Origin of the sequence: Streptomyces sp. NPDC048436, assembly GCF_043200355.1 — a bacterium.
In the GTDB taxonomy this organism is placed as follows: domain Bacteria; phylum Actinomycetota; class Actinomycetes; order Streptomycetales; family Streptomycetaceae; genus Streptomyces.
The window spans coordinates 191,080-211,542 of the sequence record NZ_JBICXP010000011.1 but is presented as its reverse complement, the minus strand read 5'-3'; the positions used below and the strand labels follow the sequence as shown (position 1 = coordinate 211,542).

Genomic DNA, 20,463 nt, shown 5'->3' with positions numbered 1-20,463 from the left:
CTCAGACGGAGAACTCGCGGATCACGGTGTTGCGGAAGACCGCCCTGCCGTCGACGGTGAACAGCGCGATCCCGGTGTCCGTGAGGTAGGGGAACGCCTCCATCGAGTGTGTGTAGCGGCCGTCGTCGAAGAACACCTCGACCGAGGTGCGGTCGACCAGGATCCGCAGGCCGATCTTGCGGGCCGACGGGTCGAACGGCGTCCTGCTCTCCTGCCAGTTGCCGGAGGTGTCGGGGTTGACGGCGCCCCTGCGGTTCACGAAGGCGTAGTCGCCGTAGACACCGGCGTCGATGTGGCGGCTGCCGTCGGCGGATCTGCGCAGCTGGACACCGGCGCCGGTGAGCTGGTCCCAGGTCACTTCGGTCGAGAGTTCGTAGGCGGTGCCCGTGTAGTTCAGGACAAGTTGCCCGTCGACCGTCAGGTCACCGAGGTTCACCGTGCGGGAGACGTGCTGGTCGAGGGCGCGCACGGGGCGTGACGCCAGGTAGTACGTGCCCGATACCGCGCGCCGCAGCGTCACCTCGCGGGTGATCGAGTCCGTGCCGTTGAAGCCGTCGGAGTCGATGGTGGGGGTGGTGTTCGGGTAGTCCCAGTTGTTGAGCCAGCCGATGGCGTAGCGGACTGTCGGGTCGACGGCGCCGTTCGCCGCGTGCTTCTCGAAGGTGACGGCGCCGTACCAGTCGAAGCCGTGGTCCAGCCACTGCGGGTCGGGCGCGTCCGGCGTGAAGGTGGTGCCGTCGAACTCCCCGGTCCAGTAGGCGTACGTGTTGGGCAGACCGGACGCCTTGCCGTTGGCGCTCACGGCGAGCACCCACTTCGCGGTGCCTTCGGCGGTGGTGACGCGGAACAGGTCGGGGCACTCCAGGACGCCGATGCCCTCCTTCACGAAGCCGCTGACGTACGTCCAGTCCTTCAGGTTCGTCGAGTGGTAGAAGCCGACCTTGGTGTGCTCGGCGAGCGTCATCACCCAGCGACCGCGCTCCTCGTCGCGGATGACCTTGGGGTCCCGGAAGTCCTTGACGCCCGGATTCGGTACGACGGGGTCGGTGCCGTGGTTGGTGAACGTGCGGCCTTTGTCGGTCGAGTACCAGAGGTACTGCGCCTGGGTGTTGGCCGTCTCGTCCGGCTCCATCGTGGCCAGGACGACGACCGCGCCCGCGCCGAAGCCCGCCGTGTTGTGGGTGTCCACCACCGGTGAGCCCGACCAGACATCGCCGTTGGGGGTGGTGTCCTTGGGTATGGCGATGCCGCGGTCCCTGAACGAGACGAGGTCGGGGCTTGTGGCCAGGCGCCAGGCGGTTCCCGTGGCGGTGCCGCCGCTGAGGTAGTCGGCGTTGTAGAGGTAGTAGTAGTGGTACTCGCCGTCGATCCAGACGGGCTTCTGCGGGTCGTTCTTCCACTGGTCGGGGACGGTGAAGTGGTACTCGGCGCGGTAACTGGCGCCCTGCTTCCCCGACTTGGCGGCCAGCGCGGACGCCGACCCCACCGGTACCGCGGCCAGCGCCGCGCCCACGGCACCGGCCCGGATCAGCGTCCTTCGGCTCATCTCACGCATCGTTGCCCGTCCCTCTCCCGGCGCATGACCCCGGTGGTCCGCGCTGGGTCAGGACTGTAGACCTAACACGTTAAAGGAGGGAAGGTTGTTGTCGACGGTGACTCAGGGTTGAAGCGGCATCGTGCGGCAGTTGGAGGCCGCGGCCTTGCCCGAGAGGCGGTCGGTGAGCCAGGAGATCGCGTCGCCCTGGTCGGTGATGAGAGGGACGAGGTGGTTGGTGAGGAGCTTGTCACCGAGGTTCGGCAGCTTGATGGCGTCGTAGGTGACGTCGGCGCCCTTGCGGCACCAGTCCACGGCGAGTTGCCTGGCCTGCGCGTGGGGAACGATGTCGTCCTGCACGCCGGTGGCAACGCGCACCGGGCCCGCGGCCTTGAGCCTGCCGATGCGCTGCTTGTCCAGGGCGGCCTTCGCCTTGGGCTCTGCGGCGATGATGTCGCCGATGGACTTGCCGTCGTTGGTCCACTTGTTGCTCTTGGTGAAGCCGAGGCCGAAGATCGCATCCCCGACACACATGGTCGACGCGTCCTTCAGGGCGGCCTTGCCCGTGGCGCTGATGTTCGCCTCGACGACGGCGCGCAGATCGGGGTCGGACTGGGCGAAGCCGTTGATCGACCAGGCGAGCGCACCGGCGAGCGCGCTGCCGTCGATGCCCTTCATGACGGAGGTCAGGTCCGCGGGCGGCGCGCCCGCGTAGGTTCCGGCGAGCGGGATCTCGGGAGCGTAGGAGGGCTGGAGTTCGGCGGCGGCCGCGCTGGCGCCGCCACCCTGGCTGTAGCCGTACAGGCCGGTGGGCGAGTCCGCGGTGACCGACGCCCCGGGCACCTTGCGGGCGGCACGGGCCGCGTCGAGCAGGGCGTGCCCCTGGTCGAGGCGGTTGACGTAGGTGTGCACGCGGTCGGTGGCACCGAGGCCGACGTAATCGGTGAGGACCACCGCCGCACCGGAGGCAAGGATCCGGTAGATGGCCAGGGCTTCGTAACCCACCGAAACCGTCTCACCGTTGAGGGTCAGCGGGTGCTGCAACGCGTACGAGGTCGCGCACTGGTCGCCCTGGCCCATGGTGCCCGAGGCCACCGCCACCACCGGGCGCGGCCCGGGCTTCTTCCAGGCGGCCGACGGCTCGATGTAGGCACCGGTGACGGCGACGGGCTGCCCTGCCGAGTCGGTGGACTTGTACATCAGGCGCGTCGCCGTACCCGGCATCGGCCGGCCGTCGAGGCCGGGGATGCTCAGCCCGAGCGGCAGGGCCTCGGTCCGGATCAACGCGCCGTTGGCGGCGGGCAGTTCGGCGGGCGGGTTGTAGAACGCGGGGATGGTGACCCCGCGGGAGACGACGGGCTCCGTACCGGCCGCGGCGGCCGGCACCGCCGACATGCCCACGCAGACGGCGCCGGCGACAGCACCGGCCAGCAGACGCAGACCGGCGGGGGCGGGGCGGCGGGCGGCCGTCGAAGGTGCGGCGGGGCGCTCGGAGTCGGTGATGCGGGTGGAACGGGTACGGGGGGCTCTTTCGCGGCTCATGGTCTGCTCCTCGGTCGTGGCGGGGTGGCGGTTGCGTCGGTTGTGCCGGGCTTTCGGTCGTATCGGGGGTGCCGGTCGTGGCTCAGATCAACGTGTCGATGTCGTACGAGGTGATGGCGTCCATCGCCCGTTCGGCCACGGCGGCGATGGTCATGGACGGGTTGCACGCTCCTGTCGTGCCGGGGATCAGTGCCCCGTCGAGTACGTAGAGGCCGCTCTGGCCCCGCACCCGCCCCTCCAGGTCGCACACCGCGCCCATGGGTGCGCCGCCCAGTGGGTGCCAGGTGCTGTTGACCAGGGAGTTGGTGTCCGTCAGGACCCCGAGGCCCTTGGACACCGCCTCGACCCGCCGCTGGATGTGCCGATGGCTTTCGGCGTCGCCGCCCTTGGGCCAGTGCAGGGACACGGAGTCCGTGGAGGCGTCGTAGCGCAGTCGGCCGCGGTCGGGGCTCACCCCGAAGCCGACCAGCATCGTCGTCCTTGCGTCGATGCCCAGGGGCGGGAGCGACGCCTGGATGATCGTGTTCGCGGTGGCGGGGTCCTCCCACGCCTTGCTGCCGAAGACCACCGGGCCGCCCTGCTCCGCCCCGAAGTCCTCCCGCAGGTTCGTCCACGCGTAGATGCGGTCGCCGTTGGTGCCCCACCCCTCGCCGATCCCGTCGGGCAGATCAGGGATGGCCCCGGTCGCCCCCGCGCGGACGAGGAGTTTGCCGGTGTTGACGCTGCCCGCCGCCATGACGAGGGCACGGGCGGTGAGGATCTTCTGTTCCCGCACGCGTCCCGCGTCATCGGTGCGGTCGACGCGCACCTCCCAGCGGCCGTCGGCGGCCCGTGCCACGGACGTGACGTTGTGGTGGGTCGCCACGGTGACTCTGCCCGTGGCCTCGGCCTGTCGCAGGTAGGTCACGTCGACGGAGCGTTTTCCGCCGTTGTTGACGCCGAGAGCGCAGTCCCCGTTCGTGTACGAGGGCTTCATATCGCCGCGCAGTTCGGCCAGGGCGTAGTCCCAGTCGATCGGCATCGGGATCTTTGAGAGGGCGTAACCGGCCTTCCGTACCCGCTCGGCGAAGACTCGCGCCGCGTAGTAGTGGGGCGTGCCGATCAGTTCATCGGGGGCCGTCGCCACCTGGAGCATCTTCGCGACCCGCGGATAGTGGATCCGGTTCATGCGGCCGTAGTCGAGCTTTTCGGGCAGCCAGGTGTTGAACACCGCCTCCGACGGCTGGAGCGTCATCCCTTGGTAGACGAGTGATCCGCCGCCGACCCCGGCGGCGCAGACGCTCAGGATGTTCTCGCCGAGGACGGGTTCGAGGAGGCCTGTGTACGGCGCGAAGTCCAGCGGAGTGCCGATCAGCCGCGCGAGAGGCCTGACGGCTTCCGGCAGAGTGCCGTACCAGAGCATCCGCTTGTCGAGCCCCGACACATGCGGGAAGGTCTCCGCGTTCGGGCCCGTCGGCCACCGCCGGCCGCGTTCCAGGACAGTGACCGGCACACCGGCCTGTGCGAGACGGAGCGCCGCCACGCCACCGCCGAAGCCCGAGCCGATGACGACGACCCTGTGTTCCTCCCGGGTCAGTCGCACGCGGGTCGGTGCGGCCGTTGCGGCGGTCGTCGGGAGGGCGCTCGTCGCCGCGAGTCCGGCGGCACCGGCGAGCAGGGCACGTCTGCTGGGCGTGGGCATGGGCGGCTCCTTGGCCGGGTTGAGGTGCCGGTGAGGTGGAGCGGCATGGCCGCTTTGACGCAGGCATGCCAAACCGCGACCCAGCGAGGTGCTGTTACTCGCTGGTCACTTACGGAAGAGTAAGTACGCGTGTCAGTCAGTGACAAGACGTCTGCATGCGTCATCTTCGAACGGCTTCGCTATGCTGCGGAGCCGGGAGCCCGGAATGCTGCGGAGCCGGGAGCCGGGAGCCCGGAGCCCGGAGACAGAAGGCGGTGGAGCGGGAGTGCGCCAGGCGCCATCCTCGGAACGAGGCCGGACGGCACCCACGGATGGCAGGCCGTCCCTCGCCGAACGGCGCAAGTCGGCCCTCCGCTTCGAGATCGCCGGCGAGGCTGTCCGCCTGTTCGCCTCGCAGGGCGTCACCGCCACTACAGGAGAGCAGATAGCCCAGGCCGTGGGGATCTCCGGCCGCACACTGTGGCGCCACTTCCCCACCAAGGAGAGCTGCGTACTTCCCTTGCTGGCGGCGGGACTTGATTTCGCCATGGACCAACTACGCCACTGGCCACCGGAGTTGAGCCTGCTCGACTTCTTCACCGAGACCTGCCGTAACGGTGAACTGCCCTCCGCCACCCCGGTCATCCTCGACCTGATCCGTATGACCTCCACCGATCCCGCCCTGCGCGCCGTCTGGCTCCAGGCCCACGACGACGCGCTTCCCGTCCTCGGCGAGTTCCTGGCCCGGCGATCGGGCGGCGACGCCGAAAGCCTCAGGGTGAAAGTGCACGCGGCGACCCTCAACGGCGCGCTGCGCGCGGCGGCGGAGGACTTCGCCCGGCGGTACGCGGATGATCCCGAGGCTTCGGACGGTGAGATCACCGCATGCCTCCTCGACGCCCTGCACGCGGCGTCGGATGGCCTGCCCTACTGAGGTTCCGCGGTCACGATCCGGCGCGCGGCGGCCCCACCGAAGCCCGCCGCACCACCGGGCACTCCAGGCGCCGCACCTCGGCGGCGGGAGGCGTCCCCGTCGCGATCGCCGTGAGCAGCAGTCGCGTCGCCGTCTCGCCCATCGCCCGGTGCGGCAGCGCGACCGTCGTCAGGGGCGGGGTGAGGAAGGCGGCCATGTGCTCCTGGTCGTCGTAGCCGACCAGGGAGAGGTCGCCGGGAACGTCAAGGCCGAGCCGGGCCGCGGCGTGCAGGACGCCCGCCGCGACCCGGTCGTTGTAGCAGACGATTCCCGTGGGGCGCTCCGCCGCGGGCACCCCGTCCAGGAGACGCGTCGCACCCTCGTAGCCCGCCGAGATCTCGCCGCCACCCCGTACGATCCTGTCCTTCCCCGCCCGCTCCCCCACCGTCCGCAGCGCGTCCCGGAAGCCGCGCAGGCGTTCCGCCGACGCGATGTCGTCCAGGCCGCCGACCAGGGCGATCCTGCGGTGGCCCGCGTCGAGCAGGAGCTTGGCCGCCGCCCGGCCGCCGGCCCGTTCGGCGGGGATCACGGCGGCAAGGGAGCCGTCGTCGGAGAGGCAGTTGGCGAGCACCGCGAAGGTGCGGTTCAGGCCCGCGGGGACGCTCGCGCCGCGCAGGGACATCGCGGCGTAGATGATGCCGTCCACCCGCCGGTCGAGGAGTTCGGCGACGGCCGCGTCCTCCTTGGCGGGGTCGCCGGTCGAGTCGACGGTCAGCACCAAGTGCTCGCTGTCCCATGCGGTTTGCATGGCGCCGCGCAGCAGCGCGCCCGCGAACGGCGACGAGGCGATGTGGTCGGTGACAAGCCCGATCACTGCCGTACGGCGACGGCGCAGACCACGGGCGACGGCGTTCGGCCGGTAGCCGAGCTGCTCCGCGGCCTTCCTGATCCGTTCCTGCGTCGCAGGCGACAGATTGCCCTCGGCACGGCCGTTGAAGACGAAGGAGACCGCCGTGTGGGAGACCCCGGCGAGGCGTGCGACATCCTTCGATGTCGGCCGCTCGGGCCTGCCCGCGTCCCCGCTCACGCTGTCGACGTCCCCCGCCCCCTTCGGTCCTCGCACCAGCTGGTCGGCCTCGAACAGCCGTACACAGCCCTGATCCGCGTCAGCCTATCCACGCCCCTGCCTCCCCACACGGCCGGAGGGTCCGGCGATACTGGCCGTGACGATTCCTGCCCCCGTCACGCACCAGGAGGACACGCGCCGTGAGCCGCCCCACCGCCCGCGATGTCGCCGAGCTTGCCGAGGTGTCGCGCGCCGCCGTGTCGTTCGTCTTCAGCGGGCGGGCCGCCGGGAACCTCTCCGCCGAGACCCAGGCGCGGATCAAGAAGGCCGCCGACCAGCTCGGTTACCGCCCGGACGAGGTGGCACGCTCGCTGCGCAGCCGACGCAGCGCGGTGCTCGGGCTGCTCAGCGACGAGATCGCGACGAGCCCGTTCGCGGGCCGCCTGGTGCTCGGCGCGATGGAGGCCGCCCGCGAGCGAGGGCATCAGGTACTCCTCCTGGAGTCCCGCCTCGACCCGGCCGCGGAGGCCGAAGCGGTCGCCGAGCTCCGCGCCCGGCGGGTGGACGGGATCGTGTACGCGGCGATGTCGATGCGCCGCACCGACGTCCCGCAGGGCATCACCCCGTCCGGTGCGGTGCTCGCCAACTGCCTTCCGCGCGAGCCCGGTTCGTACGCCTCCGTGGTGCCGGACGAGCGTGCGGGCGGGCGCTGCGCGGTGAACGTACTGATCGAGGCGGGGCACCGCGAGATCGCCCTCCTTGGCGGCTCGGCCGGAGACATCGCCGCGGCGGACCGCACGCGGGGCTTCCGCGACGGGCTGCGGGCCGCGGGGATCACGGCCCGCGAGGAGTGGGTGCTGCGGGCGGGCTGGCAGATCGACGAGGGGTACGCCGCCGCGCTCGGTGTGCTCGACCGGCCGGTCCGCCCGACCGGCGTGGTCTGCGCGAACGACCGGGTGGCCACGGGGGTGCTGCTGGCCGCGGCGCGCCTGGGAATCGACGTACCCACACAGTTGTCGGTGGTCGGCTACGACGACCAGGACCAGATGGCCGGCCATCTGGTCCCGGCGCTGACGACGGTCGCGCTTCCGCACCACGAGATGGGCGCGACGGCGGTGCGGATGCTGCTCGACGCGGCCGACGCGGGCACGGACGTCGACCCCACGCAGGCACGCCGTCTGACGTGCCCGGTGGTCATGCGGGACTCGGTGCGCCCGCCCGCTGACTGAGCCCGGAGCCACGGCCCCCGGTCGGCCGAGGGCGGGGTCCGTCGCAGAAAAGTTCCGGCGCCGCACCGTGATCCCGGCGTGGCGCCGGAACTTTTCCGCATGCGAAGCCGAATTCGGCGGCTCCGACTGAACTGGGCGGCTCCGACTGAACTGGGCGGATCCGCTGAACTTGGCGGATCCGCCGCGGGCTCCGGGCGCGCCGAACTTGGCGGATCCAGCTGAACTTGGCGGATCCAGCTCAACTTGCCGGATCCGCCACCCGCGCCGGGCGCGTCCGAGCCCTCGCCTCAGATGCCGCTCCCCCCGCTTCCCCTCTCCGCCGCCCAAGCCCGCACGCCCACCTCAGCCGCCCCCCGCACGACCGTCACCCCGTACCGCCCTTCGGGAGCCGGGTACACCTTCTCCGTGAGCATCGCCCGCTCGTCGGCGAACGCCTCCACCAGGGGGCCGTCCACCAGGACGCGCAGGTGGGAGCGGGTGCCGCCGGGCACCGTCGCTATCGCCTCCGGCGTTCGCGGCAGTGGGTGCGACGCCGTCGCCGGGGTGCCCGCGCGGTCGAGGACGACCGTGCCCCGGGTGGGGTTCACGCGGAGGGAGAGCGCGTCGCCGAGGGTCAGGACGACCTCCGTGTCGGGCTGCGTGACGCGGACGTCGAGTTCTATCTCGTACGCCGCCGGAAGTTCGGCGCCCACCGGCAGCACGGCACCCCGCAGCGCCGTCAACTCCCTTGCCGGGGCGAGGCGCAGGGTTCCGTCCGGGTGGACACCGATCTCGCGCGGGTGGGTGAGGCAGCCCGCCCAGCCCGCGGCCACCGACTCCTGCTCGGTGCGTGACTCCCAGCTCCAGCCCCACAGGAGGGTGCGGTCGTCCTCTACGAGGGTGGTGGGGGCGTAGAAGTCGCGGCCGTGGTCGAGCATCCCGCCGGTCGTCGGCGCGAAGCGCAACCCCCCGTCCACCGACCGCAGTTCGCCGATGAGATACGACGTCGTGTACGTGATGTCGTCGATCCAGAGCGAGAGAAGCAGCACCCAGCGGCCGTCCCCCGCGGGCACCAGCGCCGGGCACTCCCACGCCGTGGCGGGTCCCGCGTGCCGTGCCGCCACGGGGTCGGTGGCGTCGACGAGCGAACCCGCGTACGTCCACTCGGTGAGCGAGTCGACGCGGTAGAGCAGCACATCGCCGCCCTCCCCCGGCCCCGCCCCGCGGTGGCCCGCTCCGATCACCGCCCAGCGTTGGCCCTCGTACGAGAAGAGGTACGGATCGCGGAAGGCGATGAGGTCGAGGCCGGGCGGCGGTCCCGCGACCACCGGCTCGGGCTCCGCCTTCAGTTGGGTGAGCGTGTCGTCCGTGGCGCGGGCCAGCATGACGGAGCCGATGCCGTCGTCGCGCTCCATGCCGGTGTAGACCGCGGTCGGCACCCCCTCGTCGACGGCCGCGCAGCCGGACCAGGCGCCGCCCGCGTCCCTGCCGCCGGGTGTCGGCGCGAGCGCGATGCCGTGGTCGGTCCAGCGCACGAGGTCGGGGCTCGAAGCGTGCCCCCAGTGGATGTCGCCCCAGACCGCGGCGCGGGGGTTGTGCTGGAAGAAGAGGTGGTAGCGGCCTTCGTGAAAGAGCGGGCCGTTGGGGTCGTTGCACCATCCTCCCGCGGCAGGCCGTACGTGGTGGACGGGGGCGTTCCTGTCGACCATGGGTGAGTTCACTTCCTTGTCGGGGAACCTCTTGTTTTTCGGAACCTAACACGTGATAGTTGTGCCGCCCTAGCACGTGTTAGGGAAGCAGTGTCAGCATCATGAGCAGGCACCGAGTGGGACACCGCGGTGCCCAGCGCAAGGGAGCGCCCATGACGACCCAGAAGAGCCCGGCCGCGCAAGCCGCGGGGATGAGCAGGCGCCGCCTGAACTTCACCCTGATCAGTGCGGCCCTGTTCATGTTCTTCGTGACCTGGTCGCTGTCCTGGTCACTGTTCTCCATCTGGCTCACCCAGGACATCGGCCTGAGCGCGGGCCGCAGTTCGCTGGTGATCAGCGCCAACGCCATCGGCTGTCTGGTGACCATGCCGGTCTACGGCTTCCTCCAGGACCGCCTCGGCCTGCGCAAGAACCTCCTGTACTGGATCGGCGGCCTGATGCTGCTGGTCGGGCCGGTCTACATCTACGTATACGGCCCGCTCCTGAAGTCCCACTTCGCCATCGGCCTGATCGTCGGCTCCGCCTACCTCGCCATGGCCTTCGCGGTCGCCGTCGCCACCCTGGAGAGCTACGCGGAGCGCCTCGGCCGCTTCCACGGCTTCGAGTTCGGCCGGGCCCGGATGTTCGGCTCCCTGGGCTGGGCCGCGGCGACGTTCTTCGCGGGGCGCCTCTTCAACATCGACCCCGACCTGAACTTCTGGGCCGCGTCCGTCGCCGCCGCCGTCTTCGTCGCGCTCCTCGTGGCGATCCGGGTGACCGACGGGCGGCGCGCCGAGGCCGTCGACCACGCGGCGTCCTCCGTCTCGGTCGGCGACGTGAAGTCACTCCTGAAGTACCCGGCGTTCTGGGGCCTGTTGCTGTTCGTGGTCGCGGTGACGGCGACGTACAACACGTACGACGCGATGTTCCCCTCGTACTTCGCCTCGCTCTTCTCCACCACGTCCGAGGGCAACCGGATGTACAGCGACCTGAACTCCGTCCAGGTCTTCCTGGAGGCCGGCGGCATGGCGCTCGCGCCGTTCCTGGTCAACCGGCTCGGCCCGAAGAGGTCACTACTCGTCTCCGGCTGCGTGATGGCGACCAGGATCTGTCTGTCCGGCCTGGTCACCGACCCGGTCGCGATCTCGGCGGTGAAGCTCCTGCACGCGGTCGAGCTGCCGATCATGCTGATCGCCATCTTCAAGTACATCAACCGGCATTTCGAGCCCCGGCTCTCGTCCTCGATCTACCTGGTCGGCTTCCAACTGGCGACGCAGCTCGGCGCGGCGGTCATCTCGCCGCTGGCGGGCGTCGGTTACGACAGCCTCGGCTACGCCCACACGTACCTGATCATGTCCGCCTTCGTGGCCGCCTTCACCCTCATCTCGGTCTTCACGCTGCGGACCGACGGGAAGGGCCTGCCCGAACCCGAATCCCTGCCCACGCTCGACCCGGAGCCCGCCGCCCCGGTGCCGGAAACGGTTGTTTGACAGAGCCCGCACACGCAGATCATGATTCCATTAATTGTTTAATGGAATCGAGAGAGGTGTGCCGGTGGATTCGACCCCCGCGCTCGAGGCCCGCGGCCTCGGCAAGCGCTACCGCCGCGGCTGGGCGCTGCGTGACTGTTCCTTCCGGCTGCCCGCCGGGCGGATCTGCGGTCTCGTCGGCCCCAACGGCGCAGGAAAGAGCACCCTGTTGGGCCTCGCGACCCGGCTGGTGAAGCCGACCGAGGGCGAACTGCGCGTCTTCGGGGTGCCGGTGGAGGAGACCGCCGCGATGCCCCGGTACGCGTTCCTCTCTCAGGACAAGCCGCTGTTCAAGCGGTTCACGGTGGCCGAGACCCTGCGGATGGGCCGCGAGCTCAACCCCGGCTGGGACATGGACGCCGCCGAGCGGATCGTGCGCGCCGGCAACGTCCCCATGGGAGCCAAGGTCGGCACGCTCTCCGGGGGCCAGCGCACCCGCGTGGCGTTCGCCCTCGCCTTCGGCAAGCGGCCCGATCTGCTGCTGCTCGACGAGCCGATGGCCGATCTCGACCCGCTGGCCCGCGACGAGATGAGTTCGCTGCTGATGTCGGAGGCCGTGGAGCACGGCACGACGGTGGTGATGTCCTCCCACATGCTGGCCGAGCTGGAGGACATGTGCGACTACCTCCTGGTCGTCGCGGAGGGCCGGATCCGGCTGGCGGGCGACACCGATGAGCTGGTCCCTGCCCACGCCTTGGTGACCGGGCTCGCCCCCGACGGCACGCCGCCCGCGGACCTCGCACCGCACACCGTGGTCGAATTCCGGGCCCAGGGCCGCCAGTTCCGCGCCCTCCTGCGCCCCCATGGCCCACTGGCCCCGGACTGGGAGGTCTCCGAGCCGAGCATGGAGGAGGTCCTGCTCGCCCACCTCCGCTCGCCGGACGCGGAACCGCTGTTCACGCAGGACGCCCGTATCGAGGCGGAAGGAACCGTCGCCGCATGAGCACCACCCTCCCCGAGAAGCCGCGCACCGGGCAGTCCCCCAGGAAGCCGGGGCTGCTGCACGGGGTCACCTGGCTCGTCGTACGCCAGCACCGCACCGCGCTGTGGGTCATCGGCGCCGCGACCCTGGTCGGCGCCGCCATGATCGTCCACCAGCGCGGCGAGATGGCCGCCATGCTGGAGCGGCTCGGTTGGCCCGAGAAGGACGTCATCCTGCCCTCCACCCCCCAGGGCTACCGGTACATCTCGCAGGCCCTGGGCGCCCTGCCCATCGTCCTCGGTGTCCTCCTCGGCGCACCGCTGATCGCGGGCGACCAGGAGCACGGCACCGCGCAGTTGGTCACCACCCAGTCGGTGCCGCGCCGCCGGTGGCTCGCGGCGAAGCTGGGCTGGTGCCTCGCACTGGTCCTGGCGTCCACCGCGGTGCTCGCCGCGCTGTTCACCTGGTGGTGGGAGCCCTACCGCGAGTTCATCCCCTCCGACTTCATGCAGAGCGAGGTGTTCGACAACACGGGGCCGATGCCCACGGCGCTCTCCCTCTTCCTCACCACCGCGGGCATCGCGATCGGCATGCTGCTGCGCCGGACCCTTCCGGCGATGATGACGACGTTCCTCTTCGCCCTCGTCGTGACGGTGGCCTTCGGTGAGTTCCGCGACCGCCTCGCCACTCCGCGTCTGATCACCTACCCGCTGAACGGCGACGCGCCCGCCTTCCTCGACCACGCCGTGGAGACCGACCGGTGGATCAGCAGCGCCGACGGACAGCTCTTCGGGTGGGGCACCTGCGCCGAACAGACCGAGAAGGCCAGTGACGCCTGCGTCAAGGAGCACGGCATCGTCAACAACGTGGTCGAGTACTTCGGCTACGACCAGCTGCCCGGCATGCAGTGGACCGCCGCCGCCCTGCTGCTCGGCGGCACCGCCGTCGTGGCGGTCTTCATCCTGTGGTGGACGACGCGACGGCCCCTGTAGGACCACCGGTGACGGTGAGTACGTAAAGTATCGGCAGGCGAGCAGAGGGTGGAGACAGTGGTCGAATTCCGTATCGACCGGCGTAGCGGCGTGGCCACGTATCTCCAGATCGTGCGGCAGGTCGAACAGGCCCTGCGCATGGGCGCGTTGGTGGAGGGCGACCGGCTGCCCACCGCGGCCCAGGTCGCAGCGGCCACCAAGGTCAACCCGAACACGACCCTCAAGGCGTACCGGGAGCTGGAGCGCGCGGGTCTCGCCGAGGTCCGCCAGGGTGCGGGCACCTTCATCACCCGCTCCCTCGCGCGCCCCCAGGCGGGTCCTGACTCGCCGCTTCAGACCGCGCTCGCGGAGTGGATGGCCCAGGCGCGGTCGGCGGGGCTGACCGGACAGGACGTGACGGCGCTGTTCGAGGCGGTACACGCGGTCACGTTCCAGGGGGACGCGGTCGGCTGAGGCCGCCCCTGCGGGACCGCGGTCGGCTGCTGAGCCCCCGGGTAGGGGTCCGCACTCGACAAACCCCATAAGCAACCGCTTAGTATCGGGTGTGCGGGGCTCCCTGCCCCGGGATCGGTACCGCCGCCGTCACCGCATGGAGAATCCGCATGGCATCCCTCCTCCTGTCCCGTCGTGATCTTGAGTTTCTGCTGTACGAGTGGCTCGACGTGCCCTCGCTCACCGCGAGGGAGCGGTACGCGGACCACTCCCGCGAGACCTTCGACGCCGCCCTGGAGCTGAGCGAGCAGATCGCCACGCGCCACTTCGCCCCGCACAACAAGAAGAACGACGCCCAGGAGCCCACCTTCGACGGGGAGCGCGTACACGTCATCCCCGAGGTGAAGGAGGCGCTGCGGGTCTTCGGGGACTCGGGGCTGCTCGCGAGCGCCATGGATTACGAGATCGGCGGCGGTCAGCTGCCCGCCGTGGTGGCCCAGGCCTGCTTCGCCTGGTTCCAGGCGGCGAACGTGGGCACGGCCGCGTACCCCTTCCTCACCATGGGCAACGCCAATCTGCTCCTCGCGCACGCCTCGAAGGAACAGATCGACACCTACGTACGCCCCATGGTGGAAGGCCGCTTCCTGGGGACGATGTGCCTGTCGGAGCCGCAGGCCGGTTCCTCGCTCGCCGATGTGCGCACGCGGGCCGAGGCCCAGGAGGACGGGACGTACCGCCTCTTCGGGAACAAGATGTGGATCTCCGGCGGCGAGCACGATCTTTCGGAGAACATCGTGCATCTGGTGCTCGCCCGCATTCCCGGCGGCCCGCCCGGCGTGAAGGGGCTCTCGCTCTTCATCGTGCCCAAGGTGCTCGTCGGCGACGACGGGGCGCTCGGCGAGCGCAATGACGTCGTGCTGGCCGGCCTCAACCACAAGATGGGGTATCGCGGCACCACGAACACGCTGCTCAACTTCGGCGAGGGCGCCCACCGGCCCGGCGGTGAGCCCGGCGCGGTCGGCCATCTCATCGGGGAGGCCCACCACGGCCTCGCGTACATGTTCCACATGATGAACGAGGCCCGGGTCGGCGTCGGCCTCGGCGCCACCGCGCTCGGCTACACCGGCTATCTGCATGCCCTGGACTACGCGCGCACCCGCCCGCAGGGCCGCCCGCTGACCGCGAAGGATCCGGCGTCGTCGCAGGTCCCGATCATCGGGCACGCCGACGTGCGCAGGATGCTGCTCGCCCAGAAGGCGTACGTGGAGGGCGCGATGGCGCTCAATCTGTTCTGCGGGCGGCTGCTCGACGAGCAGCAGACGGGCACATCGCCCGAGGCGCGTTCCGAGGCCAAGCTGCTGCTCGACGTGCTCACGCCCATCGCCAAGAGCTGGCCCTCGCAGTGGTGTCTTGAGGCGAACAGTCTGGCGATCCAGGTGCACGGCGGTTACGGCTACACGCGTGAGTACAACGTCGAGCAGTTCTACCGCGACAACCGCCTCAATCCCATCCACGAGGGCACGCACGGCATCCACGGCCTCGATCTGCTCGGCCGCAAGGTGATCATGGACAGCGGCGCGGGGCTCCGGCTGCTCGTCGGGCGGATCGCGGAGACGACCGCCCGTGCCGCACGGGCGGGCGGGGAGGCGGCCGAGTACGCGGCGGCGCTCGACGCGGCGGCGGCGCGCGCGGTGGCCGTGACCCAGCGGCTCTGGTCGACCGGCGACCCGGCGACCGCCCTGGCCAACGCCAGCGTCTACCTGGAAGCCGTCGGTCATGTCGTCGTCGCCTGGATGTGGCTGGAGCAGCTCCTCGCGGCGGCGCCCGGCACCGAGCCCGTGCACGAGGGCAAGCGCGGTGCGTGCCGCTACTTCTTCCGCCACGAACTGCCCAAGACCGAGGCCCAGTTCACGCTGCTCGAAAGCCTGGACCGGACGGCCGTGGAGCTGGCGGACGACGCCTTCTGACCCAGAGCAGCAGGGCCACCGAGCACACCGCTGCGAACGCGCACCACGTCGAGATGTACTCCTGGCGCCACAGCACCAGACAGACCGCGGCCCCGCAGGCGACCAGGACGCCGAACAGGACGAGGCCGCGGTCGCCGGACAGGAGCAGGGAGCCGATGGTGGCGAAGAGGTAACCGGCCACGATCAGCTCCGGCTGCGGCAGGCCCAGGGAGTAGCCGACCGTGTGGCCGCGGATCTCGGCGCTCACGGTGCGGGTCGCCAGGGAGTACGCGAGCGCTGCCGCTGTCGCCATGCCCGCGGCCAGCGGGATCAGCAGCCGGCGGCGGGCGCTGGGTGGAGCGGCGCACAGGACGCCCGCCGGGACCCACAGGGCGAGCAGCGGCATGGCGATCACCGCCCAGGCGACGGTGGCGGGGCCCGTGCCGCCGTCGTCGTGCCAGACCGTGGACTCGATGATCTGGTGGGCGCCGAGGAGGAGCGGAAGCGCGGCAAGCGGCAGGTCACGGGGGCGCCGGGCGGCGAGGGCCACACAGGCGGCCCCCAAGGCGGCGATGCCCGTGCCCGCCACGAGATCGGCCGTCGCGCTCCAGCACATGGCGGCCACGCTATGGCCGTCTTGGTGCGGGAGCGCGTCGGGACGGTCCTTCAGGGTTACGCGGGGTCTGCCGAGGCAGACATACGGAGTCAGGCCAGGTCTGTCGAGGCGGGCTCGATGTTCTGGTTCAGGCGGAAGACGTTGTCCGGGTCGTACGTGGCCTTGACGCGCGCCAGCCGTGCGTAGTTGTCGCGGTAGCTGGCCCGGACGCGTTCCTGCCCCTCGTCCATCATCATGTTCACGTAGGCGCCGCCCGCCGAGTACGGGTGCAGGGCGTCGAAGTAGTCGACGGTCCAGCGCTTGACGAGGGCGGTATTGGCCGGGTCTGCGTCCACTCCCGCGTAGACGCAGGCCCAGCGTGCGCCGCGGTAGCTCCACGCCGTGTCGGTGGAGCTGGGGTCGTGAGCGGCGCCGTCGATGGGATAGAGGTGCATCGTCGACTTCCAGGTCGGCACATCGGGGCCGAACTTGGCGTGCAGGGCGATGGCGTCGTCCGGGATCTCGTCCACGAAGTCGGCCCGCCAGTACCACTGGTCGCCGGGCGGGTAGAGCCCGTCGAACATCGACTGCAGCATGGGGTGCGGCATCGGCCCGACGGCGTGCAGGAGCGGCGCTGGCAGCGCGTCCAGCAGGGGCGCCATGGCGAGGGCAGCCGCGTCGGGGTCCTCGGTGGTGTGGCACCACACGATGCCTGCGACCTTCCGCAGGTGCAGGGTCTCGGGGAAGGGCGGGGCCGGGGGCACGGTGCCGAACATGAAGAAGCCGTTCGCCGCACGGGAAGCCCGCGGCAGGAAGTCGCGGTAGGCGGCGAGGACTTCGGCGCCCTGCTCGGCGGGCCAGAAGGTGGGGCCCGCGACAACCGTGCTCAGCTCGTGAAGCCGGAAGAGGAATGAGGTGACGACGCCGAAGTTGCCGCCGCCTCCGCGGATCGCCCAGTAGAGGTCGCTGTTCTCGTCGGTGCTCGCCCGCACCGTGCGGCCGTCGGCGAGGACGAGGTCGGCCTCCAGAAGGTTGTCGATGCTCAGGCCGAACCTGCGGGTGAGGTGGCCGAGGCCGCCGCCGAGGGTGAGGCCGCCGACACCGGTCGTGGAGATGATGCCGCTTGGTGTGGCCAGGCCGTGTTCGTGCGTGGCGCTGTCCACCTCGCCCCATACGCAGCCGCCGCCGACACGCACGGTGCGGGCCCGGGGATCGACGTCGACCGCCTTGAGCGGGGACAGGTCGGCGACCACACCGCCGTCGACGGTGCCGAGGCCCGCTCCGTGGTGGCCGCCGCCGCGGACCGCGAGCGGCAGGCCGTGCGCGCGGGCGAAGCCGATGACGCGGGACACGTCGTGGGCGTCGGTACAGCGGGCGACGAGTGCGGGGCGCTTGTCGGCCATCGCGTTGTAGACGGCGCGTGCCTCTTCGTAGGCGGAGTCGTCAGGGCCGATCAACTGCCCCTTGAATCCAGCTAGTTCACTGTGAGCGGCCTGTGCGGGCGTCATGGACATGTACTCCCCCGTGGTGGATCGTCGCATCGGAACCTGATGGGCGCGTTTCCTGTCTGACCGCCCGTTCTAGTGCCGCCGAGGACGCCCCGGTATCCGTGCCCGCCACCCACCTCGCGTCCGGCACCTACCTACTTTTCGTGGCCTGCTTCCATCCCCCACTGAGCGGCGCGGGCGACGACATCGCGCCGGGTGCGGGCGCCGAGCTTCTCCAGGACCGCGCGGACATGATTGTCGACCGTGCGCACGGACAGCACGAGCCGCCCCGCTATCTCGGCATTGGTCAGGCCCTCCGCGAGGAGCAGTCCGACCTCCAGCTGGCGGCCCGTGAGGCCCGCGGGGTTACGGCGGGTCGCCGCGTGCGGGCCGCGCGGGATCCTGGCGACGCCGAGGGCGCGAAGGTCGGTGCGGACGATCCGGGCGAGGGGTTCGGCGCCCAGCTCGTCGAGTCCGGCGAGCGCGGTGAGCTTGTCCGCCGGGTCCGGGCTCTCGGCGAGGGCGGCGGCGTACTCGTAGGGGCAGCCCGCCGCCCGCCAGGCGTCGGCGGCGGGCCGCCACTGTCCGGCCGCCTGGAGTGCGTACGGATGGTCCGAGCCGTCCGCGGGGACGGGGTGCCCCGACTTGGCGAGCCAGTGGCCGAGCTCCGCGCGGTAGGGCGTCGCGGCCAGGTCACGCGCCTGTGCGTACAGGGGGCCGACGGCGGCGATCACCGCCGGGTGGTCGCCGCGCAGCCAGGCGGACTCCGCGCGGGCCGCCGCGACCGGGCCCGTGCGCTGCAGCTCGCGTGTCCGCGCGGCGATCTCCCAGGCACGTACGAGGAGTTCGTCGCCGCCCGGTACGCCGCTGCGGATCCTTACCCGTGCCAGGACGGTCAGCGCGGGGCAGCGGGCGGGCGGGAACTCGTCCACGTCACCGGACTCGGCACTCCGCTCGGCCTCGCTCCAGGCTCCCGCCGCGAACTGCCGCAGTGCGAGCTCCACTTGGAGGTAGCGCAGGAAACCAAGGTGCTCCGTGCGGTCCGCGAACTCCATGGCGGGCGCCAGGAAGCGGTCGGCCTCCGCGAACCGGAGGTTTTCGAGCAGCGTCCAGATGAGGTTGGCGTAGGCGCGGCAGGCGTGCTCGGCCTCGCCCGCCTCCAGCGCCACCGCGAGGCTCTCCTCCAACTGCGGCCGTCCCAGCGGGTCTCCGTCCCGCCAGCGTGCCGTGCCCACGTTGTTCAGCGCGTGCGCGAGGATCGCCGCGTCGCCGGTCCGCCGGGCCAGCGTGATGGCGCGCTCGCCGTAGCCGATGGCTTCGGCGTACCGGTCGGAGAGCATGCGGAGCTGGGAGGTATTGCTGAGCGCCAGCGCCAACAGCCGCTCGTCCCCGGCCTTTTCGAGTACGTCGATGGCTTCCCTGGCCGCTTCCTGCGCCGCGTCCGCGTCCCCCGCCCACCAGTGGATCCGGGAGAGCCAGCGCAGATCCGCGCCGAGCTCCCGCAGGTCGCCGAGTGATCTGCGCAGGGCGACGGCTTCGCGCTGGGCGCCGACGGCGGCCGGGGAGTCGGCGATGGTGTAGCTCTCCACCGCGAACCGCTCAAGCAGGGCGGCGAGTTCGGCCGGGCCGTAGCGCTGCCGCTGCCGCAGGACGAGCCGGAGCTGGGCGGCTGCCTCGCGGTGCGCTCCGGTGCGTGCGGCGTCCCTGGCCGCGTCGGGTCCGTACCGCGCGATGGCGTCCTGGTCGCCTGCCTCGGCGGCGTGGTGGACGATGCGGGAGAAGTCGGATCCGGGCTGCGCGACAAGCACCGCGAGGACCTTGCGGTTGAGCTCGATGCGGCGCGCCGCGGGCAGCGAGTCGGCGATGGCCCGGCGGATGATCTCGTGCCGGAACACCACGCGCTCCGGGGTGACGACGAGCAGGCCGCGCCGTTCCGCCGCCGTCAACTGGCCGACGCCGTACGGCAGGAGCGCGTCGGCCAGGGCGCGCTCGACCGCCGTCGGGACCACGGCGAGCTGTTCGAGCGCGTCGCGTGCGGTGTCGTCGAGGCCGGGCAGCCGGGCCAGGACGGCGTCGACCACGGTCGGCGGCACGTCACCGGTGGCGCCCGCCGCGACGACTTCGGCTACGTAGAAGGGGTTGCCCGACGTCGCGGCGTACACCTGCGCCGGATCGAGGCGGCCGGCGGCGCTGAGGGTGCGTACGGCGTCCCGGGACAGCCGGGGCAGGGGGACGCGGTGCACGCGGGCGGCTCGCGACACCTGGCCCAGGAGGTGGCGCAAGGGGTGCTCGCGGGTCAACTCGTCGTCCCGGTAGGTCAGCACAAGGACCATGGGCATCCGGTCCACGCGGCGTACGAGGAACCGCAACGCGTCGAGCGAGGCCTCGTCCGCCCAGTGCACGTCCTCTACGACCAGGACCGCCGGCTGGGCCGGTCCGGCGAACTCGGCCCGCAGCGCGTCGTACACCCGCTGCCGGTCGCCGCCCTCGGTCACCGCCCGCGCCAGCTCGTCCCGCACGCTGCCGACGAGGTCACGGAACGGGCCCAGCGGGCGCCGCGTCGCAAGGTCGTCGCACTGCCCGACCAGCACCCTGACCTGCGCGGACAGCGCGCCCGGCAGCGCGTTCACGAGGCTCGACTTGCCGATCCCCGCCTCACCGAAGACGAGCGCCACCGAACCCGCGCCGTCGACCGCTTCCCCGGCGGCGGCGGTCAGTTGGGCCAGCTCAATCTCCCGTTCGAGGATCCCCCCGTCCACCCGGGGATTCTCCCACGCGGCCGGCCGCTTCCGAGGGCCGGGGGGGGGGGGGGGGGGCCCCCGGCGCGGGCGCCCCCCCCCCCCCCCCCCCCCCCCCCCCCCCCACCCCCCCCCCCCCGCGCCCCCCCCCCCCCCCCCCCCCCCCCCCCCCAACACCCCCCCCCCCCCCCCCCCCCCCCCCCCCCCCCCA

General features: G+C 71.4%; 15 protein-coding genes. 7 read left to right on the top strand and 8 right to left on the bottom strand.

Features of this window, described 5'->3' with window-relative positions:
- Position 1: 1 nt before the first annotated feature.
- From ACGFX9_RS31255 to ACGFX9_RS31245, 3 genes are all read right to left on the bottom strand, one after another.
- Complete coding sequence (locus ACGFX9_RS31255; RefSeq protein ID WP_393480264.1) at positions 2–1,555, bottom strand: glycoside hydrolase family 32 protein; 1,554 nt, start codon at positions 1,553–1,555, stop codon at positions 2–4.
- 102 nt (positions 1,556–1,657) lie between these two features.
- On the bottom strand, positions 1,658–3,076 hold the full coding sequence (locus tag ACGFX9_RS31250) for a lipase family protein (protein ID WP_393480260.1): 1,419 nt from the start codon (positions 3,074–3,076) through the stop codon (positions 1,658–1,660).
- A gap of 82 nt (positions 3,077–3,158) precedes the next feature.
- Positions 3,159–4,757, bottom strand: coding sequence for a GMC oxidoreductase (locus ACGFX9_RS31245; RefSeq protein WP_393480257.1), 1,599 nt, complete (start codon positions 4,755–4,757; stop codon positions 3,159–3,161).
- Between the two features lie 265 nt (positions 4,758–5,022).
- Between ACGFX9_RS31245 and ACGFX9_RS31240 the strand changes: the two genes are divergently transcribed.
- On the top strand, positions 5,023–5,670 hold the full coding sequence (locus ACGFX9_RS31240; protein ID WP_393480253.1) for a TetR family transcriptional regulator: 648 nt from the start codon (positions 5,023–5,025) through the stop codon (positions 5,668–5,670).
- A 10-nt stretch (positions 5,671–5,680) separates the two neighbouring features.
- Here the strand turns inward: ACGFX9_RS31240 and ACGFX9_RS31235 are convergent, their stop codons facing one another.
- Positions 5,681–6,736 (bottom strand): LacI family DNA-binding transcriptional regulator, encoded by a 1,056-nt coding sequence (locus ACGFX9_RS31235; RefSeq protein ID WP_393480477.1) that lies wholly within the window; start codon positions 6,734–6,736, stop codon positions 5,681–5,683.
- A 179-nt stretch (positions 6,737–6,915) separates the two neighbouring features.
- Between ACGFX9_RS31235 and ACGFX9_RS31230 the strand changes: the two genes are divergently transcribed.
- Complete coding sequence (locus ACGFX9_RS31230; protein WP_393480249.1) at positions 6,916–7,944, top strand: LacI family DNA-binding transcriptional regulator; 1,029 nt, start codon at positions 6,916–6,918, stop codon at positions 7,942–7,944.
- A 287-nt stretch (positions 7,945–8,231) separates the two neighbouring features.
- Here the strand turns inward: ACGFX9_RS31230 and ACGFX9_RS31225 are convergent, their stop codons facing one another.
- The gene (locus ACGFX9_RS31225) at positions 8,232–9,632 is read right to left on the bottom strand and encodes a glycoside hydrolase family 32 protein (protein ID WP_393480244.1); all 1,401 of its coding nucleotides are present in this window, start codon (positions 9,630–9,632) and stop codon (positions 8,232–8,234) included.
- Positions 9,633–9,784: 152 nt separating this feature from the next.
- Between ACGFX9_RS31225 and ACGFX9_RS31220 the strand changes: the two genes are divergently transcribed.
- The 5 genes from ACGFX9_RS31220 to ACGFX9_RS31200 all read left to right on the top strand — a co-directional run bounded on the left by ACGFX9_RS31220 (position 9,785) and on the right by ACGFX9_RS31200 (position 15,453).
- Positions 9,785–11,101, top strand: coding sequence for an oligosaccharide MFS transporter (locus ACGFX9_RS31220; RefSeq protein WP_393480239.1), 1,317 nt, complete (start codon positions 9,785–9,787; stop codon positions 11,099–11,101).
- 64 nt (positions 11,102–11,165) lie between these two features.
- Complete coding sequence (locus ACGFX9_RS31215; RefSeq protein ID WP_393480235.1) at positions 11,166–12,083, top strand: ABC transporter ATP-binding protein; 918 nt, start codon at positions 11,166–11,168, stop codon at positions 12,081–12,083.
- Positions 12,080–13,054 carry an ABC transporter permease gene (locus ACGFX9_RS31210; RefSeq protein WP_393480231.1) on the top strand — a complete coding sequence of 325 codons (975 nt, stop codon included), beginning with the start codon at positions 12,080–12,082 and terminating at the stop codon, positions 13,052–13,054. The genes ACGFX9_RS31215 and ACGFX9_RS31210 overlap by 4 nt, the downstream gene beginning before the upstream one ends.
- 48 nt (positions 13,055–13,102) lie before the next feature.
- Positions 13,103–13,507, top strand: a complete 405-nt coding sequence (locus tag ACGFX9_RS31205) for a GntR family transcriptional regulator (RefSeq protein WP_393480226.1) — start codon at positions 13,103–13,105, stop codon at positions 13,505–13,507.
- Between the two features lie 149 nt (positions 13,508–13,656).
- Positions 13,657–15,453 carry an acyl-CoA dehydrogenase gene (locus ACGFX9_RS31200; RefSeq protein ID WP_393480221.1) on the top strand — a complete coding sequence of 599 codons (1,797 nt, stop codon included), beginning with the start codon at positions 13,657–13,659 and terminating at the stop codon, positions 15,451–15,453.
- Here the strand turns inward: ACGFX9_RS31200 and ACGFX9_RS31195 are convergent.
- From ACGFX9_RS31195 to ACGFX9_RS31185, 3 genes are all read right to left on the bottom strand, one after another.
- The gene (locus ACGFX9_RS31195) at positions 15,395–16,048 is read right to left on the bottom strand and encodes a DUF6629 family protein (protein WP_393480217.1); all 654 of its coding nucleotides are present in this window, start codon (positions 16,046–16,048) and stop codon (positions 15,395–15,397) included. The two genes, ACGFX9_RS31200 and ACGFX9_RS31195, sit on opposite strands and share 59 nt — an antisense overlap.
- A gap of 89 nt (positions 16,049–16,137) precedes the next feature.
- Positions 16,138–17,541 carry an FAD-binding oxidoreductase gene (locus ACGFX9_RS31190; RefSeq protein ID WP_393480474.1) on the bottom strand — a complete coding sequence of 468 codons (1,404 nt, stop codon included), beginning with the start codon at positions 17,539–17,541 and terminating at the stop codon, positions 16,138–16,140.
- Between the two features lie 128 nt (positions 17,542–17,669).
- Positions 17,670–20,273 (bottom strand): ATP-binding protein, encoded by a 2,604-nt coding sequence (locus tag ACGFX9_RS31185; protein ID WP_393480213.1) that lies wholly within the window; start codon positions 20,271–20,273, stop codon positions 17,670–17,672.
- Positions 20,274–20,463: the final 190 nt, after the last annotated feature.

What these genes read in the sequence shown, in the direction of transcription:
- ACGFX9_RS31225 (WP_393480244.1), bottom strand. Translation starts at nt 9,632, where the DNA reads ATGGTCGACAGGAACGCCCCCGTCCACCACGTACGGCCTGCCGCGGGA.
- ACGFX9_RS31200 (WP_393480221.1), top strand. Translation starts at nt 13,657, where the DNA reads ATGGCATCCCTCCTCCTGTCCCGTCGTGATCTTGAGTTTCTGCTGTAC.
- ACGFX9_RS31250 (WP_393480260.1), bottom strand. Translation starts at nt 3,076, where the DNA reads ATGAGCCGCGAAAGAGCCCCCCGTACCCGTTCCACCCGCATCACCGAC.
- ACGFX9_RS31190 (WP_393480474.1), bottom strand. Translation starts at nt 17,541, where the DNA reads ATGTCCATGACGCCCGCACAGGCCGCTCACAGTGAACTAGCTGGATTC.
- ACGFX9_RS31245 (WP_393480257.1), bottom strand. Translation starts at nt 4,757, where the DNA reads ATGCCCACGCCCAGCAGACGTGCCCTGCTCGCCGGTGCCGCCGGACTC.
- ACGFX9_RS31210 (WP_393480231.1), top strand. Translation starts at nt 12,080, where the DNA reads ATGAGCACCACCCTCCCCGAGAAGCCGCGCACCGGGCAGTCCCCCAGG.
- ACGFX9_RS31255 (WP_393480264.1), bottom strand. Translation starts at nt 1,555, where the DNA reads ATGCGTGAGATGAGCCGAAGGACGCTGATCCGGGCCGGTGCCGTGGGC.
- ACGFX9_RS31195 (WP_393480217.1), bottom strand. Translation starts at nt 16,048, where the DNA reads ATGTGCTGGAGCGCGACGGCCGATCTCGTGGCGGGCACGGGCATCGCC.
- ACGFX9_RS31220 (WP_393480239.1), top strand. Translation starts at nt 9,785, where the DNA reads ATGACGACCCAGAAGAGCCCGGCCGCGCAAGCCGCGGGGATGAGCAGG.